This is a genomic window from Rahnella aceris, from assembly GCF_011684115.1.
Lineage (GTDB): Bacteria > Pseudomonadota > Gammaproteobacteria > Enterobacterales > Enterobacteriaceae > Rahnella > Rahnella aceris.
This window is the reverse complement of record NZ_JAADJV010000005.1, coordinates 297,975-311,190: the sequence shown is the minus strand read 5'-3', so window position 1 is coordinate 311,190 and position 13,216 is coordinate 297,975. Positions and strand designations below refer to the sequence as shown.

Annotated in this window: 15 protein-coding genes and 1 tRNA gene; 7 read left to right on the top strand and 9 right to left on the bottom strand. The window is 51.7% G+C overall.

The window, feature by feature from the left end; genetic code table 11:
- Window positions 1–67: 67 nt before the first annotated feature.
- From GW591_RS21705 to aspA, 5 genes are all read right to left on the bottom strand, one after another.
- Window positions 68–143 (bottom strand) — tRNA-Phe (locus GW591_RS21705).
- A 129-nt stretch (window positions 144–272) separates the two neighbouring features.
- Window positions 273–848, bottom strand: a complete 576-nt coding sequence (gene dicD, locus GW591_RS21700) for a division control transcriptional repressor DicD (RefSeq protein WP_014411550.1) — start codon at window positions 846–848, stop codon at window positions 273–275.
- Window positions 849–891: 43 nt separating this feature from the next.
- Window positions 892–2,628 (bottom strand): protein-disulfide reductase DsbD, encoded by a 1,737-nt coding sequence (locus tag GW591_RS21695; protein WP_166861359.1) that lies wholly within the window; start codon window positions 2,626–2,628, stop codon window positions 892–894.
- A 170-nt stretch (window positions 2,629–2,798) separates the two neighbouring features.
- Complete coding sequence (locus GW591_RS21690; RefSeq protein ID WP_014411551.1) at window positions 2,799–4,100, bottom strand: anaerobic C4-dicarboxylate transporter; 1,302 nt, start codon at window positions 4,098–4,100, stop codon at window positions 2,799–2,801.
- 135 nt (window positions 4,101–4,235) lie between these two features.
- Window positions 4,236–5,672: an aspartate ammonia-lyase gene (gene aspA, locus GW591_RS21685; RefSeq protein ID WP_013573737.1), complete on the bottom strand. Its 1,437-nt coding sequence runs from the start codon at window positions 5,670–5,672 to the stop codon at window positions 4,236–4,238.
- A gap of 373 nt (window positions 5,673–6,045) precedes the next feature.
- Here aspA and GW591_RS21680 point away from each other — a divergent pair, with 373 nt between their 5' ends.
- The 4 genes from GW591_RS21680 to GW591_RS21665 all read left to right on the top strand — a co-directional run bounded on the left by GW591_RS21680 (window position 6,046) and on the right by GW591_RS21665 (window position 9,390).
- Window positions 6,046–6,537, top strand: a complete 492-nt coding sequence (locus tag GW591_RS21680; protein WP_013573738.1) for an FxsA family protein — start codon at window positions 6,046–6,048, stop codon at window positions 6,535–6,537.
- 214 nt (window positions 6,538–6,751) lie between these two features.
- Entirely contained in the window at window positions 6,752–7,045 is a 294-nt protein-coding gene (locus GW591_RS21675) for a co-chaperone GroES (RefSeq protein ID WP_009636718.1), read from the top strand.
- A 53-nt stretch (window positions 7,046–7,098) separates the two neighbouring features.
- Window positions 7,099–8,745, top strand: coding sequence for a chaperonin GroEL (gene groL / locus GW591_RS21670; RefSeq protein WP_013573739.1), 1,647 nt, complete (start codon window positions 7,099–7,101; stop codon window positions 8,743–8,745).
- Window positions 8,746–9,045: 300 nt separating this feature from the next.
- Entirely contained in the window at window positions 9,046–9,390 is a 345-nt protein-coding gene (locus tag GW591_RS21665; RefSeq protein WP_014333641.1) for a DUF4156 domain-containing protein, read from the top strand.
- 188 nt (window positions 9,391–9,578) lie between these two features.
- On the opposite strand, the gene epmB is transcribed toward GW591_RS21665, so the two are convergent.
- Complete coding sequence (gene epmB / locus GW591_RS21660; protein ID WP_119261150.1) at window positions 9,579–10,607, bottom strand: EF-P beta-lysylation protein EpmB; 1,029 nt, start codon at window positions 10,605–10,607, stop codon at window positions 9,579–9,581.
- A 38-nt stretch (window positions 10,608–10,645) separates the two neighbouring features.
- Between epmB and efp the strand changes: the two genes are divergently transcribed.
- The 3 genes from efp to GW591_RS21645 all read left to right on the top strand — a co-directional run bounded on the left by efp (window position 10,646) and on the right by GW591_RS21645 (window position 11,689).
- Window positions 10,646–11,212, top strand: coding sequence for an elongation factor P (gene efp, locus GW591_RS21655; protein WP_013573742.1), 567 nt, complete (start codon window positions 10,646–10,648; stop codon window positions 11,210–11,212).
- 95 nt (window positions 11,213–11,307) lie between these two features.
- Window positions 11,308–11,436, top strand: a complete 129-nt coding sequence (locus tag GW591_RS21650) for an entericidin A/B family lipoprotein (protein WP_013573743.1) — start codon at window positions 11,308–11,310, stop codon at window positions 11,434–11,436.
- 118 nt (window positions 11,437–11,554) lie between these two features.
- Entirely contained in the window at window positions 11,555–11,689 is a 135-nt protein-coding gene (locus GW591_RS21645; RefSeq protein WP_013573744.1) for an entericidin A/B family lipoprotein, read from the top strand.
- 89 nt (window positions 11,690–11,778) lie between these two features.
- Here the strand turns inward: GW591_RS21645 and blc are convergent, their stop codons facing one another.
- The 3 genes from blc to frdC all read right to left on the bottom strand — a co-directional run bounded on the left by blc (window position 11,779) and on the right by frdC (window position 13,207).
- A complete protein-coding gene (blc, locus tag GW591_RS21640) occupies window positions 11,779–12,303 on the bottom strand; it encodes an outer membrane lipoprotein Blc (protein WP_013573745.1) in 525 nt (174 codons plus the stop codon).
- Between the two features lie 124 nt (window positions 12,304–12,427).
- Complete coding sequence (gene frdD / locus GW591_RS21635; protein ID WP_014333645.1) at window positions 12,428–12,787, bottom strand: fumarate reductase subunit FrdD; 360 nt, start codon at window positions 12,785–12,787, stop codon at window positions 12,428–12,430.
- A 9-nt stretch (window positions 12,788–12,796) separates the two neighbouring features.
- Window positions 12,797–13,207: a fumarate reductase subunit FrdC gene (gene frdC / locus GW591_RS21630; RefSeq protein WP_037034293.1), complete on the bottom strand. Its 411-nt coding sequence runs from the start codon at window positions 13,205–13,207 to the stop codon at window positions 12,797–12,799.
- Window positions 13,208–13,216: the final 9 nt, after the last annotated feature.

Below are 13,216 nucleotides of genomic sequence, written 5' to 3'. Positions count from 1 at the left end.
TCACGAAAGGGTAAATACGTAAGATTTAAAAAGCAAAAAACCCGCCATAGGCGGGTTTCTTTAAATATGGTGCCCGGACTCGGAATCGAACCAAGGACACAGGGATTTTCAATCCCTTGCTCTACCGACTGAGCTATCCGGGCAACGGGGCGCATTAAACCGTATTGGGCCTGAGCCGTCAACGGGTTTGTTATCTAAAATACATAAAAGCCGTTTGTTTGCTGCCTTTTCATTCAAAAAGGATGAAATCGCCGGGCAGCAATGGGGGGAAGTCAGGAAAGTGCACCATGTTCACGGCAGCGGGCGATGTTCAGCACATCCTCTGCCAGACGGCGTGCGACTTCCACATCGTTCAGTTGGCGTTTAACGAGCAGTTTACTCAGGCAGCCTTCGAGGATCAGTTCCATCTGCTGAGCGACCATTTCCGGGTCATCCGAGCCCATTTCCTGCAAAAGCGACAAGGTGTAGTCGTAGGAGGCCCGTTTCTGCTGTTGAGCTAGCTGATGAATGGGCGCCTCGCTGTCAGGGAAAAACGTGCAAGCTGCGATAAACAGACATCCAGGATAGCGCTGCTGCCGCACCTGCTCATCCAGCACTTTATAGCGCGCCAGCAATTTCTGTGGCGCCGAAAGAGACTCATCCAGCATCAGCTGACGACGCCAGATATCAATCTGTTCGCCGTGATAACGCAGACTGTCATACAGCAGGGCTTCGGCATCCGGCCAGAAACGGCGTAATTCACTGAGCGGGACATCGACCAGTTCGGCGACCGTTTCCAGTGACAATGTTGCAAGGCCACGTTGTTCCAGGAAATTAAGGGTTTTATCGAGAACTTGTTCACGTAGCACGTTTGCCTCCTCACAATTCGCGTACTTCAAAGTGTAGTGTCGTTTAAGGGTGAGTTTTCTGCAAATGCGCGCTGAACTCCGCTGCATCCATAAAACCCGTCACCCGTGACTGTGGCAACTCATGACCATCAGGCCCGAAGAACAAAATTGTCGGCAGGCCCAGAACATTCAGACGTTCTAATAACGCTTTCTGCTCAGGGGAATTCTGGGTGACATCTGCCTGCAGCAATAAGGTATCCGTCAGTTCATTCTGCACGTCTGGCGCTGAGAAGGTATATTTTTCGAACTCTTTACACGCCACGCACCAGTCAGCGTACAAATCCAGCATAACGCGTTTGCCCTGCGCGCCCTGCAGGGCAGCGTTCAGTTCACCGACATTATGGATTTTCTGGAAATTAAGTGCGTGTACCTGTGTTGTCGTGTTAGCGGCTGGCGCAAATGCCCAGTCCTGCAAAGGACGGCTGACGATCAGCGCCGCGGCCAGGAAAAGTAATTGCAGCGTCCGCACCATGCCGCGCTGGCTTTTCAGGCTGAGCAGGAATGCCCAGCCGAAGAACGCCATGCCGAGCAGGCTCCATAAACGCAGCCCCCAGATATCGCCAATCACACGTTCGAGTAACAATACCGGCAGTGCCAGAATGACAAAGCCAAATCCTTCTTTGACGTATTGCATCCACGGCCCGCTGCGGGGCAGTAATTTGTTGCCGAACATCGTCACAATAATCAGCGGAATGCCCATCCCCAGCGCATACAGATACAGCGTGCCAGCCCCCGCCAGCAGATTCCCGCTCTGGGCGATATACAGCAGGATCGCGCTGAGCGGCGCGGTGGTGCAGGGCGAACAAATCAACCCGGCCAGTGCGCCCATAATAAAGACGCCGGGCAGCGAGCCGCCTTTTTGCTCGTTACTCCATAAAGCCAGCCGGGTCTGGACGGCAGAAGGCAGTTGCAGGCTGAACGTGCCAAACATCGACAGCGCCAGAACAATGAACATCACCGAAAGCACAATCAGTACCCACGGACTTTGCAACGCCGCCTGGAACTGCAAACCTGCCGCAGCGACCACCATACCAAGCAGTGTGTAAGTCAGCGCCATGCCCTGCACGTAAACCAGCGCCAGCAGGAAAATTCGCTTCATGCTGTGAGGGCGCTGGCACCCGAGAATAATGCCGGAAATCAGCGGATACATCGGCAGTACGCAAGGCGTAAAGGCAATACCGATGCCGATCAGCAAGGCCCACAGCGGAGAAAATGGTAGTGGTGTGGATAGCTTTTCAGGCGTCGCGATAACCGGTGCGGATGCTGTATCAGTAGCGGGCGTGCTGACACGCGTCGGTTCCGTGACGGCACTCAGCGGTACGTCACGAGTTTCCGGCGGATAGCAGAATCCTGCGGCGGCACATCCCTGATAGGTCACACGAACGGTTGCATCCGCGCTGGCCTGGCGGAGAGGGATCGTCAGATGCAGGGCATTCTCATAAACTTCGCTGTCACCGAAAAACTCATCATGATGATCACGGCCTTTGGGCATCAAAAACGCCGCGAGCTGAGCATTCTTCGGTTCCAGCTCAATCTTGCTGCGATATAAATAATAGCCGTCACGGATTTGCCAGTTCAGTTTGAGGTCGTGACCTTGCTGCTGGAAATCAAAACTGAATGCCTGATCGACGGGGACAAACTGTGGCGCGGCGGGTTTGCCAAATAAAGAGGCATTCGCCTGAAACGGCAAAAGACTCAGGCTGCACAGCAGGAAGAAAATTCGAAGAATGCGGTGATCCATGCGGAGTAAAGTTCTCTTTGTCGCGGCAGATGAACAGCCACTGAGCGAATCGACAGAAGATGCGCACGGCGTCATGCCATAGCGCGTTAATGAATTGTGAGTATACCCTGAGCAATCCCTGAGCAGAAAGCCCCGAGTGCTTAACGGGGGCCGCAGCCCCCGGAAAACTGTCAGAGAATAATACTGCCGAAACCAAATCCAAAAACTACAGACAGGAACACGCCAATCGTGCCGGGAATAAAGAATGGATGGTTGAAGACGAAGCGCCCGATGCGGGTAGTGCCGGTGTCATCCATCTGCACAGCGGCAACCAGCGTCGGATACGTCGGCAGAATGAATAAACCGGAAACAGCGGCAAAAGAACCCACGGCGGTCAGCGGCGATACGCTCAGTGCCAGCGCCATTGGCAGCAGGGCTTTGGTCGTGGCGGCCTGCGAATACAACAGCGCAGAGCTGAAGAAGAAAATCACTGCCAGCAGCCACGGATGCGCCTGGATCAGGCCACCCGCGGTTTCTTTGATCCAGCCGAGATTGGCCTGCACAAAAGTGTCACCCAGCCAGGCCACGCCGAGGATACAAATACAGGCGCTCATGCCGGATTTGAACGTGCTGGAGGTCAGAATGGCGTCGGTATCAATGCTGCACAGCAAGGTGATTAACGTGGCGACACTGAGCATGATAATCAGGATGGCGCTGTTGGTGGTCATCACCGGTTGTGCGACCCAACCCAGGCTCGGGCTGTTAATAACCGCATAAGCGACCACCGTCAGTACGCCGAGCAGGAACAGCAACACCGAGAGTTTGGCGCCGCGTTTGATTTCCAGCACTTTATCGCCACGCAGTTGGATCAAACCTTCTTCATACCGTTTGAGATAAACCGGGTCATTGGAAAGCTTTGCGTCAAAGCACCAGCTGACAATCAGCGACATCAGGATCACTGCAGCCAGTGTGGACGGGATCATCACCATCAGCAGATGAAGATAACTGACGCCGTGGCCTTCCATGGTGGATGCCATGTACACCACTGCGGCAGAAATCGGTGAGGCGGTAATGGCTATCTGCGCAGCAACCACGGCGGTGGAAAGCGGGCGGCAGGGTTTAATCCCTTGCTCTTTGGCGACTTCAGAAATAACCGGTAATGCCGACAGTGAAATGTTGCCAGTGCCCGCCATAATCGTCAGGAAATAGGTGACGATGGGTGCGAGGAGGGTGATGTGTTTGGGATTACGGCGCAGCAGCTTTTCAGTTTGTTGCACCAGATAATCCATCCCGCCTGCTACCTGCATGGTCGAAATCGCGGCGATCACCGCCATGATGATAGAGATTACGTCAAAAGGGATGGTTCCCGGTTTAACGCCTATCAGGGCGAGCACCAGAACGCCAAGCCCGCCCGCGAAACCAATGCCGATGCCGCCTAAGCGCGCGCCGAGGAAAATCGCCGCCAGTACAATAATAAATTCGATAATTAACATGGTTGTCCGTCCATATTCCCAGCACTCCTTAAGGAATTGATAATTAATTGTTGTGTAATTGTTGTGTTGTACAAAGTAAAAAGGCCCGCTGTTCTGCAGAACAACGAGCCTTTAAAAGGTCAGTATTTGAGTCTGTTACTGTTCATTTTCATCGGTATAGCGTTTTGCTTTGTAAGCCGGATGTTTCAGGTTTTCGATGGAGAAAATGTCGTCCAGCTCCGCCTCAGTCAGCAGGCCGCGCTCGAGCACCACTTCCCTGACACTCTTACCGGTTTCAGCACAAATCTTGCCGACGATATCGCCATTGTGGTGGCCGATGAACGGGTTAAGGTAGGTGACGATGCCGATAGAGTTGAAAACGTAGAACTCACATACTTCTTTGTTCGCTGTAATGCCGTTGATGCATTTTTCGAGCAGATTGTAGCAGGCGTTAGTCAGGATATGCACTGACTCAAACATCGCCTGACCAATTACCGGTTCCATGACGTTCAGTTGAAGCTGGCCCGCTTCTGCCGCCATCGTCACGCAGACGTCGTTACCGATGACTTTGAAGCACACCTGGTTCACGACTTCCGGGATAACCGGGTTCACTTTGGCTGGCATGATAGAAGAACCCGCCTGTAATTCCGGCAGGTTGATTTCATTCAGGCCAGCGCGAGGACCGGAAGAGAGCAGACGCAGGTCGTTACAGATTTTAGAAAGCTTCACGGCCAGACGTTTCAGCGAGCTGTGAACCATCACGTATGCGCCACAGTCGGACGTTGCTTCAATCAGGTCTTCAGCGGGTACACAGGCCAGATTGCTGACTTCTGCAAGTTTTTCTACCGCCAGTTGCTGATAACCTTCCGGCGTATTCAGGCGGGTACCGATTGCTGTCGCCCCGAGGTTCACTTCCAGCAGTAATTCGCCGGTACGCAACAGATTGCGGGTTTCCTCTTTGAGCAACACGTTGAACGCGTGGAATTCCTGACCGAGCGTCATCGGAACGGCGTCCTGCAACTGTGTACGGCCCATCTTGATGATGTTTTCGAATTCCTTCGCTTTACGCTCAAAACCGTCGCCCAGCTGGGAAATAGCATCAACCAGTTTCAGCAAGGACGCGTACACGGCGATACGAAAACCAGTAGGGTAGGCATCATTGGTGGACTGGCATTTGTTCAGATGATCATTTGGATTGAGGAACTGGTAATCGCCTTTCTGGTGTCCCATCAGTTCCAGACCGATGTTCGCCAGCACTTCATTCGTGTTCATATTTACCGAGGTTCCCGCACCGCCCTGATAGACGTCGATAGGGAACTGGTCCATGCATTTGCCTTTATCAAGCACTTCGTCGCACGCCTGAATAATGATATCCGCAATGTGACGTGGAATGGTGCGCAGCTCTTTGTTAGCAAGAGCTGCCGCCTTTTTCACCATCACCATGCCGCGAACAAACTCAGGAACATCACTGATCTTGGTGTTGCTGATATAGAAGTTTTCAATCGCCCGCAGGGTGTGAATGCCGTAATAAGCTTCTGCCGGTACTTCGCGCGTGCCCAGCAGGTCTTCCTCGATACGAATGGTGTTTGACATGAGAACCTTCTCTTCGGTACTGAATGCGTTATGCGATGTTTAAAATTATGTTACTGGCCGTAGTAAATTTAAAACGATCAACCGTTGTTTGAGCAACGGAGGCGATCATATGCTGCTTCAGACGAATTGCACGTACTAAGATCACTATCCTGCCCTATTATCGTGCATGTTTTTAGTATCTGTGAGAATTCTCACAATTCATTTACCTGCTCAATTAAATCAGGTCTGGTGGTTGAAATCATGATGAGTGATCACCATCTCAGTGTAGTCAGCCTGCATTTCTTTGATAGCGAAGATCTCAAGCAGGCACTTATTCAGGGTTTGGAATGCCGCTGCGACAGCGCTTCCGGAGCCAAATTACAAGGAGAATGCGGTGCGCTGGTTACCGTTATTACTGTTATTCCTGCTGGCTTACATTGAAATCACCTTATTTATCAAGGTGGCTGCGGTGGTTGGCGTGGCAACAACGTTATTGCTGGTTGTTTTCACCTCTTGCGTAGGTGTCTCTCTGGTGAAGAATCAGGGCATGAAGACGTTTATGCAGTTGCAGCAAAAACTGGCGGTTGGGGAAAGCCCGGCAGCCGAGATGGTTAAAAGTGTTTCGCTGGTGATCGCCGGATTCCTGCTGCTGGTACCGGGCTTCTTTACTGATTTCCTCGGTTTGCTGCTTTTGCTGCCACCCATCCAGAAACGACTGACGCTAAAACTGATGCCGCATTTGAACATTGTGCGTTCCGGCGGTAACTGGGGGAGCAGCGCGCCAACGGGGAATACCTTTGATGGCGAGTTCCAGCGGACGGATGAAACGCAGGAACGTCTGGTTACACCTAAAAAAGATGACGACACAGAGCACCGCGATCGCTAATCTCTGTGGCCTCAATTGTTAAAAGATTGTTGGGAAGCACTGCGAAGGTCGATTTTCGTCAACAGAGCAGCGAAAGAAAAAGAGAAAATTTTTCTGTTCTTCCCCTTGAAGGGCTGCGTATCGCCCCCATTAAACAAACCACGAGGCCGGGCAGGACTTTGCCAGGCATTCAACCCTAAAAATAGATATGGACCCGCTCACAGGAGAGTTATCAATGAAAATTCGTCCATTGCATGACCGCGTTATCGTCAAGCGTAAAGAAGTAGAATCTAAATCCGCTGGCGGCATCGTTCTGACTGGCTCCGCTGCCGGTAAATCTACCCGTGGCGAAATCCTGGCTGTCGGCCATGGTCGCATTCTGGAAAATGGTGAAGTTAAAGCGCTGGACGTGAAAGTTGGCGACATCGTCATTTTCAACGACGGTTACGGCGTGAAAGCTGAGAAGATCGACAATGAAGAAGTGTTGATCATGTCTGAGAGTGACATTCTGGCAATCGTAGAAGCCTGATTGTCCCCCGATCCACTTTTTTCTGAACAGAACGAATTTAAGGGAAATTAACAATGGCAGCTAAAGAAGTAAAATTCGGTAACGACGCCCGTGTGAAAATGCTGCGTGGCGTAAACATCCTTGCTGATGCAGTAAAAGTGACCCTGGGCCCTAAAGGCCGTAACGTGGTTTTGGACAAATCTTTCGGCGCACCAACCATCACTAAAGACGGCGTGTCCGTTGCACGTGAAATCGAACTGGAAGACAAGTTCGAAAACATGGGCGCACAGATGGTGAAAGAAGTCGCGTCCAAAGCGAACGATGCCGCGGGTGACGGTACCACTACCGCAACCGTTCTGGCTCAAGCCATCATCACTGAAGGCCTGAAAGCTGTTGCTGCGGGCATGAACCCGATGGATCTGAAACGTGGTATCGACAAAGCTGTCGTTGCTGCGGTTGAAGAACTGAAAAAATTATCTGTCCCTTGCTCGGACTCTAAAGCCATTGCACAGGTTGGTACCATCTCTGCTAACTCCGATGAAACTGTCGGTAAACTGATCGCTGAAGCGATGGAAAAAGTGGGCAAAGAAGGCGTCATCACTGTTGAAGAAGGCACTGGCCTGCAAGATGAGCTGGACGTTGTTGAAGGTATGCAGTTCGACCGTGGTTATCTGTCTCCTTACTTCATCAACAAACCAGAAACCGGTTCAATCGAACTGGAAAGCCCGTTCATCCTGCTGGCTGACAAGAAAATTTCTAACATCCGCGAAATGCTGCCAGTACTGGAAGCCGTTGCGAAAGCCGGTAAACCACTGCTGATCATTGCTGAAGACGTTGAAGGCGAAGCCCTGGCGACTCTGGTTGTGAATACCATGCGTGGCATCGTGAAAGTGGCTGCGGTTAAAGCACCAGGCTTCGGCGACCGTCGTAAAGCTATGCTGCAGGACATCGCAACCCTGACTGGCGGTACCGTTATCTCTGAAGAGATCGGTCTGGAACTGGAAAAAGCCACTCTGGAAGATATGGGTCAGGCTAAACGTGTTGTTATCAACAAAGACACCACCATCATCATCGATGGCGTTGGCGAAGAAGCAACCATCCAGGGCCGTGTTTCTCAGATCCGTCAGCAGATTGAAGAAGCGACTTCTGATTACGACCGTGAAAAACTGCAAGAGCGTGTGGCTAAACTGGCAGGCGGCGTAGCCGTTCTGAAAGTGGGCGCAGCGACTGAAGTTGAAATGAAAGAGAAGAAAGCTCGCGTTGAAGATGCCCTGCACGCAACCCGTGCTGCGGTAGAAGAAGGCGTGGTTGCTGGTGGTGGCGTGGCGCTGGTTCGCGTTGCTCACACTCTGGCTAACCTGACCGGCGACAACGACGACCAGAACGTGGGTATCCGCGTTGCTCTGCGCGCAATGGAATCTCCACTGCGTCAGATCGTTGTGAATGCTGGCGAAGAAGCCTCTGTTATCGCAAACAAAGTGAAAGCGGGCGAAGGCAGCTTCGGCTACAACGCTTACACCGAAGAATACGGCGACATGATCGCAATGGGTATCCTTGATCCAACTAAAGTCACCCGTTCTGCTCTGCAGTACGCGTCTTCTGTAGCTGGCCTGATGATCACCACTGAGTGCATGATCACCGACCTGCCTAAAGACGATAAAGTCGATATGGGCGGCGCTGGCGGTATGGGTGGAATGGGCGGCATGGGCGGCATGATGTAATCATCATCCCCCTGCGTTCATCCGCAGGTACGTAAAATCAGCGGGCTTTTTTGCTCACTGAGGCAACGTACTGAAGAAACCCGGTCTGTAAAGGCCGGGTTTTTTTATTTGACCCTTTTTTATCAGGTTCAGTAAGATAACTCTCATTGTCTCCGGCCTTTAACGTGTAGACTTGTTTCTGCGTGGATTTCGGATTTTTACCGATAGCACAAACTTGGGTATGCGTGGCAACGGATGCCTAAGAGAGCCAGGTGTTTTCTGATAGGCTTTATGTGATTACAAAAACAAATGGGGAAAGTGATGCGGATTAAAATGTTACTGGGCCTGTCAGCTATCGCGCTGCTTGCCGGGTGCAGTACCACTCATCAACTGGATGCAGCGGGCCAGCAGGTGAAATTCACGGACGACAAACCAGGCGCAAATTGTCAGTTGCTTGGCGAAGTCACCGGTGCCCAAAGCAACTGGTTCTCCGGTACCGGCGGTGACGGCAGCTCCATGCGTGGCGCAGCCAATGACCTGCGTAACAAAGCGGCAGCGATGGGCGGCAACACCATTTATGGTGCCAACAGCCCGTCCCAGAACTTCCTGTCCAGCTTTGCACCGGTTGACAGCAAAATGGTCGGTCAGGTTTATAAGTGCCCATAGTCGCGTGAAGGCTATAAATACTAAAGGGATGCCAATGGCATCCCTTTTTGCGTTCCCCCTTCATACTTCAAGCCGCAGGTGCGTTGGCTACGTTCAGTCACCCGAATCACTTACCTGAGTAAGCTCATCGGGACTCCATCACTTGCCGCCTTCCTGCAACTTGAATTATTTGGGGTTGGAAGAACGTGTTAAGACTGCTTCAGCCGCAGATCCAGAATGGTTTTGCTCGGCTCGCCGCCAATTTCACGGGTCAGTTTCGGTACCATATAACCTGACACTTTACTCATCAGCCCTTTCATAATGACGCGCGCTTCGTCGTCGTTCACCATGAAATGCGCCGCACCCTGTACTTTATCCAGCACGTGGATGTAGTAAGGCAAAATACCCGCGTCAAACAGCGCGTTGCTCAGTGTCGCCAGCACATCAGCAGAATCATTAACGCCCCGCAGCAGCACGCTCTGATTGAGCAGCGTCACGCCATGGCTTTTCAGCTTCGCCATGCTGGCGCGCAATGCATTATCAATCTCATTGGCGTGATTGATATGCGTCACCATCAGCACCTGAAGACGTGATTTTTCAAGGCGCTGGCAGAAGGAATCCGTGATACGTGCAGGGATAACCACCGGCAAACGGGTATGAATACGCAGCCGCTTAATGTGCGCGATCTCTTCGAGTTCACCGATCAACCAGTCGAGTTCATGATCCTTGGCCATCAGCGGATCACCACCGGAGAAAATAATTTCATCGAGTTCCGGGCGAGTGCGGATATAATCCAGCGCCTGAACCCAGTTAGCCTTATTTCCCTGGTTGTCCTGATACGGGAAATGACGACGGAAACAGTAGCGGCAATTTACCGCACATCCGCCTTTCACCAGTAACAGGGCGCGATTGCTATACTTGTGCAACAGACCCGGAACAACGCTGCGTTGTTCATCAAGCGGGTCAGTGGTAAAGCCCGGCGCGGCAATAAATTCCTCGCGTGCGGTCAATACCTGAAGCAATAAAGGATCCTGTGGATCGCCCGGCTGCATACGTGCCACAAAGGCGCGGGGCACGCGAAGCGGGAACAAACGACGGGCTTCACGCCCACTTTGCAGTTCTGCATTGTCGTTAAGTGCCAGAAGAGTAAGCAGTTCATCCGGGTCAGTGATAACATCGCCGAGTTGATACAACCAATCTTCTCTAAATGGCGTGTTTAGGGTTACAATGTTTGCCATTTTTTTGGCTAATACCAGTTTAAAATTAGAGGGCCATCATGGCGACTTATTCTAGCAACGATTTCCGTCCGGGTCTTAAAATCATGTTCGAGGGCGAGCCTTACGCTATCGAATCCAGTGAATTCGTAAAACCAGGCAAAGGCCAGGCTTTCGCACGCGTTAAAATGCGTCGTCTGCTGACCGGTTCCCGTGTAGAAAAAACCTTCAAATCTACTGACTCATGCGAAGGCGCTGATGTTGTAGATACCAACATGAACTACCTCTACAACGACGGTGAGTTCTACCACTTCATGCACCCTGAGACTTTCGAACAGCATCAGGTTGAAGAGAAAACTGTTTCTGACGCCTCTAAATGGCTGCAGGACAACGCAGAATGTATCGTGACGCTGTGGGATGGCCGTCCTATCGCTGTTCAGCCACCAAACTTCATCGAAGCTGAAGTTGTGGACACTGATCCTGGCCTGAAAGGTGATACCGCAGGTACCGGCGGTAAGCCAGCGACCCTGAGCACCGGCGCTGTGGTTAAAGTGCCATTATTCGTGCAGATCGGCGAAATCGTCCGTTGTGACACCCGCTCTGGCGAATACGTTTCCCGCGTTAAATAAGTTCTCAATACTTATTACGCCGGATGAAAGCTGCCACAGGTGAATGCCTGTCGCAGCTTTCCAGCCCCAACTTGTTGAATGGGATTATGTTTACCATGTTGAAGAAGATGATGTTTATCGTGGTTTCAGTGATGCTGCTGGCTTCGTTATCCGGCTGCAACACGGTTCATGGTTTCGGTGAAGACATCCAGCATCTGGGTGGCGCAATTTCCAAAGCAGGCTGATCCCTTCAGCCTCGTTTTACCAAATGTCTTAAAATCCTGCCTGTTCCCTTCTATATCCAGAAAATTAGCTACACTAAAAGTGTCGTACTTTACATTCTCTTATAGGAAGGAGATTTATATGCTGAAGAAAAGTATCCTCGCTATCTTGTCTGTTCTTATCTTGTCTTCTGCCTTAACAGCCTGCAACACCACGCGTGGCGTAGGTGAAGATGTGTCTGCCGGTGGGGAAGCCATTCAGAAAAGCGCGCAATAGCGAGCGAATAACGTTAAGTAAACTGATGTCTGCCTGCACGTTGATGCAGGCAGTGTTGTTTTTATGGCGCGAGTTTTATGGTGTAAGCATCAAGGCTGTTTCACCCACACCAGTTTGCTGGTATCAAATCCGTACTGCTGCGCCGTTTGCAGAAGTTGCTGCTTCACGCTGTCATCCAGCGTTGGCGTACGGGACAGGATCCACAGATAGCTTTTATCCGGTCCGCAGACCAGCGCGTAACGATAATCTTTATCCAGTTCTATGACGTTATAACCGCCATAGAACGGACCGAAGAATGACACTTTCAGCGCCGCGCGCGCAGGTGATCCGGTGAAGTAACCTTTGCCCTCACTTTCCTGCCATTTATTCTTCTGCGGATTAAACCCGCGATTAATCACTTTTACGCCGCCATCATCGCGCAGGCTGTAATTGGCGGTGACGCGTTCCAGTCCGCTTTCAAAACTATGGTCCAGTCTGGCGACTTCATACCAGGTACCGAGATAGCGGGTGAGTTCGAAATTATTGACGACTTTGACGTCAGCAGGCGGCGTTACGCTGCACGCGACTGACATAAGTGCTGTGATGATAACGCTGAGTTTTGACCAGATACGCATGGAGTTTCCTTCCTTAGTATGTTCTCTAAGTGTAGGTAACAAAAAAGAAAAAGGGAAAACCTGCGGATAAAGAATGAAAACAGCGGCCAGAGAGATGGCCGCTGGAAAGTCAGATCTTTGCGGATCAGAGGCGGATCAGCACGATAAGGGTGACGATACTTAAGATCGTCGCCAGCCCGTAGAACACCCATTTTCCGGCCGGAACGTGGATCTTCAGGTCGTGCATGCAGTGATGGATCCGGTGCAGACCGCACCACAGAGGCAGCACGATCATCAGCAGCAGGAACAGACGCCCGATCCCGCTTTGCGCAAATGCCAGCACGCGTGGATAGCTCAGTGCGTCGCCGGGGAAAAAGCCCAGCGGCAGCAGGAAGCACACCAGCAGAATCATCACCGGCGCAAAAATTGCGCTCCACATACCGCCCGCACCAAACAATCCCCAGAACACCGGCTCGTCTGAACGTTTAGGAAGAGTATTTTTCATGTCGCCTCCTTAAAGAAACAGTGCGATGACGAGAACAACCAGCGTCACAACGATCGTCACGCCCCAGAAACCGGCAATCACCGGTTCAGGTCCCATCTTTTTACCTTTCACCACCAGGATGGAGGCTTTCGGTGCCAGTTCGAACCAGGTTTTGGTATGCAACAGGGCCGCAAGCAGGGCGATCAGGTTAATCAGCAAGACCACCGGATTTTGCAGAAAATTCACAAAACCCGCCCAGCTTTCAGGCCCGTTACGTAACGAGCAAACCCCTGCCAGCAGTAAGAGACTGAACCATACTGCCGGAACCGCCGTGCCCTCACGCAGCATATAAAAACGGTAGAACGGTAAATTTTTCCACCAGCTGGCTTTCATCTCACGCACGTAGGGTTTACGTTTGCTGCCCGTACTTTGAGTCGTCATATTTTCCTC

Coding starts and splice junctions, on each gene's coding strand:
- GW591_RS21695 (WP_166861359.1), bottom strand. CDS start 2,628: ATGGATCACCGCATTCTTCGAATTTTCTTCCTGCTGTGCAGCCTGAGT.
- GW591_RS21690 (WP_014411551.1), bottom strand. CDS start 4,100: ATGTTAATTATCGAATTTATTATTGTACTGGCGGCGATTTTCCTCGGC.
- aspA (WP_013573737.1), bottom strand. CDS start 5,672: ATGTCAAACACCATTCGTATCGAGGAAGACCTGCTGGGCACGCGCGAA.
- GW591_RS21675 (WP_009636718.1), top strand. CDS start 6,752: ATGAAAATTCGTCCATTGCATGACCGCGTTATCGTCAAGCGTAAAGAA.
- groL (WP_013573739.1), top strand. CDS start 7,099: ATGGCAGCTAAAGAAGTAAAATTCGGTAACGACGCCCGTGTGAAAATG.
- GW591_RS21665 (WP_014333641.1), top strand. CDS start 9,046: ATGCGGATTAAAATGTTACTGGGCCTGTCAGCTATCGCGCTGCTTGCC.
- epmB (WP_119261150.1), bottom strand. CDS start 10,607: ATGGCAAACATTGTAACCCTAAACACGCCATTTAGAGAAGATTGGTTG.
- efp (WP_013573742.1), top strand. CDS start 10,646: ATGGCGACTTATTCTAGCAACGATTTCCGTCCGGGTCTTAAAATCATG.
- GW591_RS21650 (WP_013573743.1), top strand. CDS start 11,308: ATGTTGAAGAAGATGATGTTTATCGTGGTTTCAGTGATGCTGCTGGCT.
- GW591_RS21645 (WP_013573744.1), top strand. CDS start 11,555: ATGCTGAAGAAAAGTATCCTCGCTATCTTGTCTGTTCTTATCTTGTCT.
- blc (WP_013573745.1), bottom strand. CDS start 12,303: ATGCGTATCTGGTCAAAACTCAGCGTTATCATCACAGCACTTATGTCA.
- frdD (WP_014333645.1), bottom strand. CDS start 12,787: ATGAAAAATACTCTTCCTAAACGTTCAGACGAGCCGGTGTTCTGGGGA.
- frdC (WP_037034293.1), bottom strand. CDS start 13,207: ATGACGACTCAAAGTACGGGCAGCAAACGTAAACCCTACGTGCGTGAG.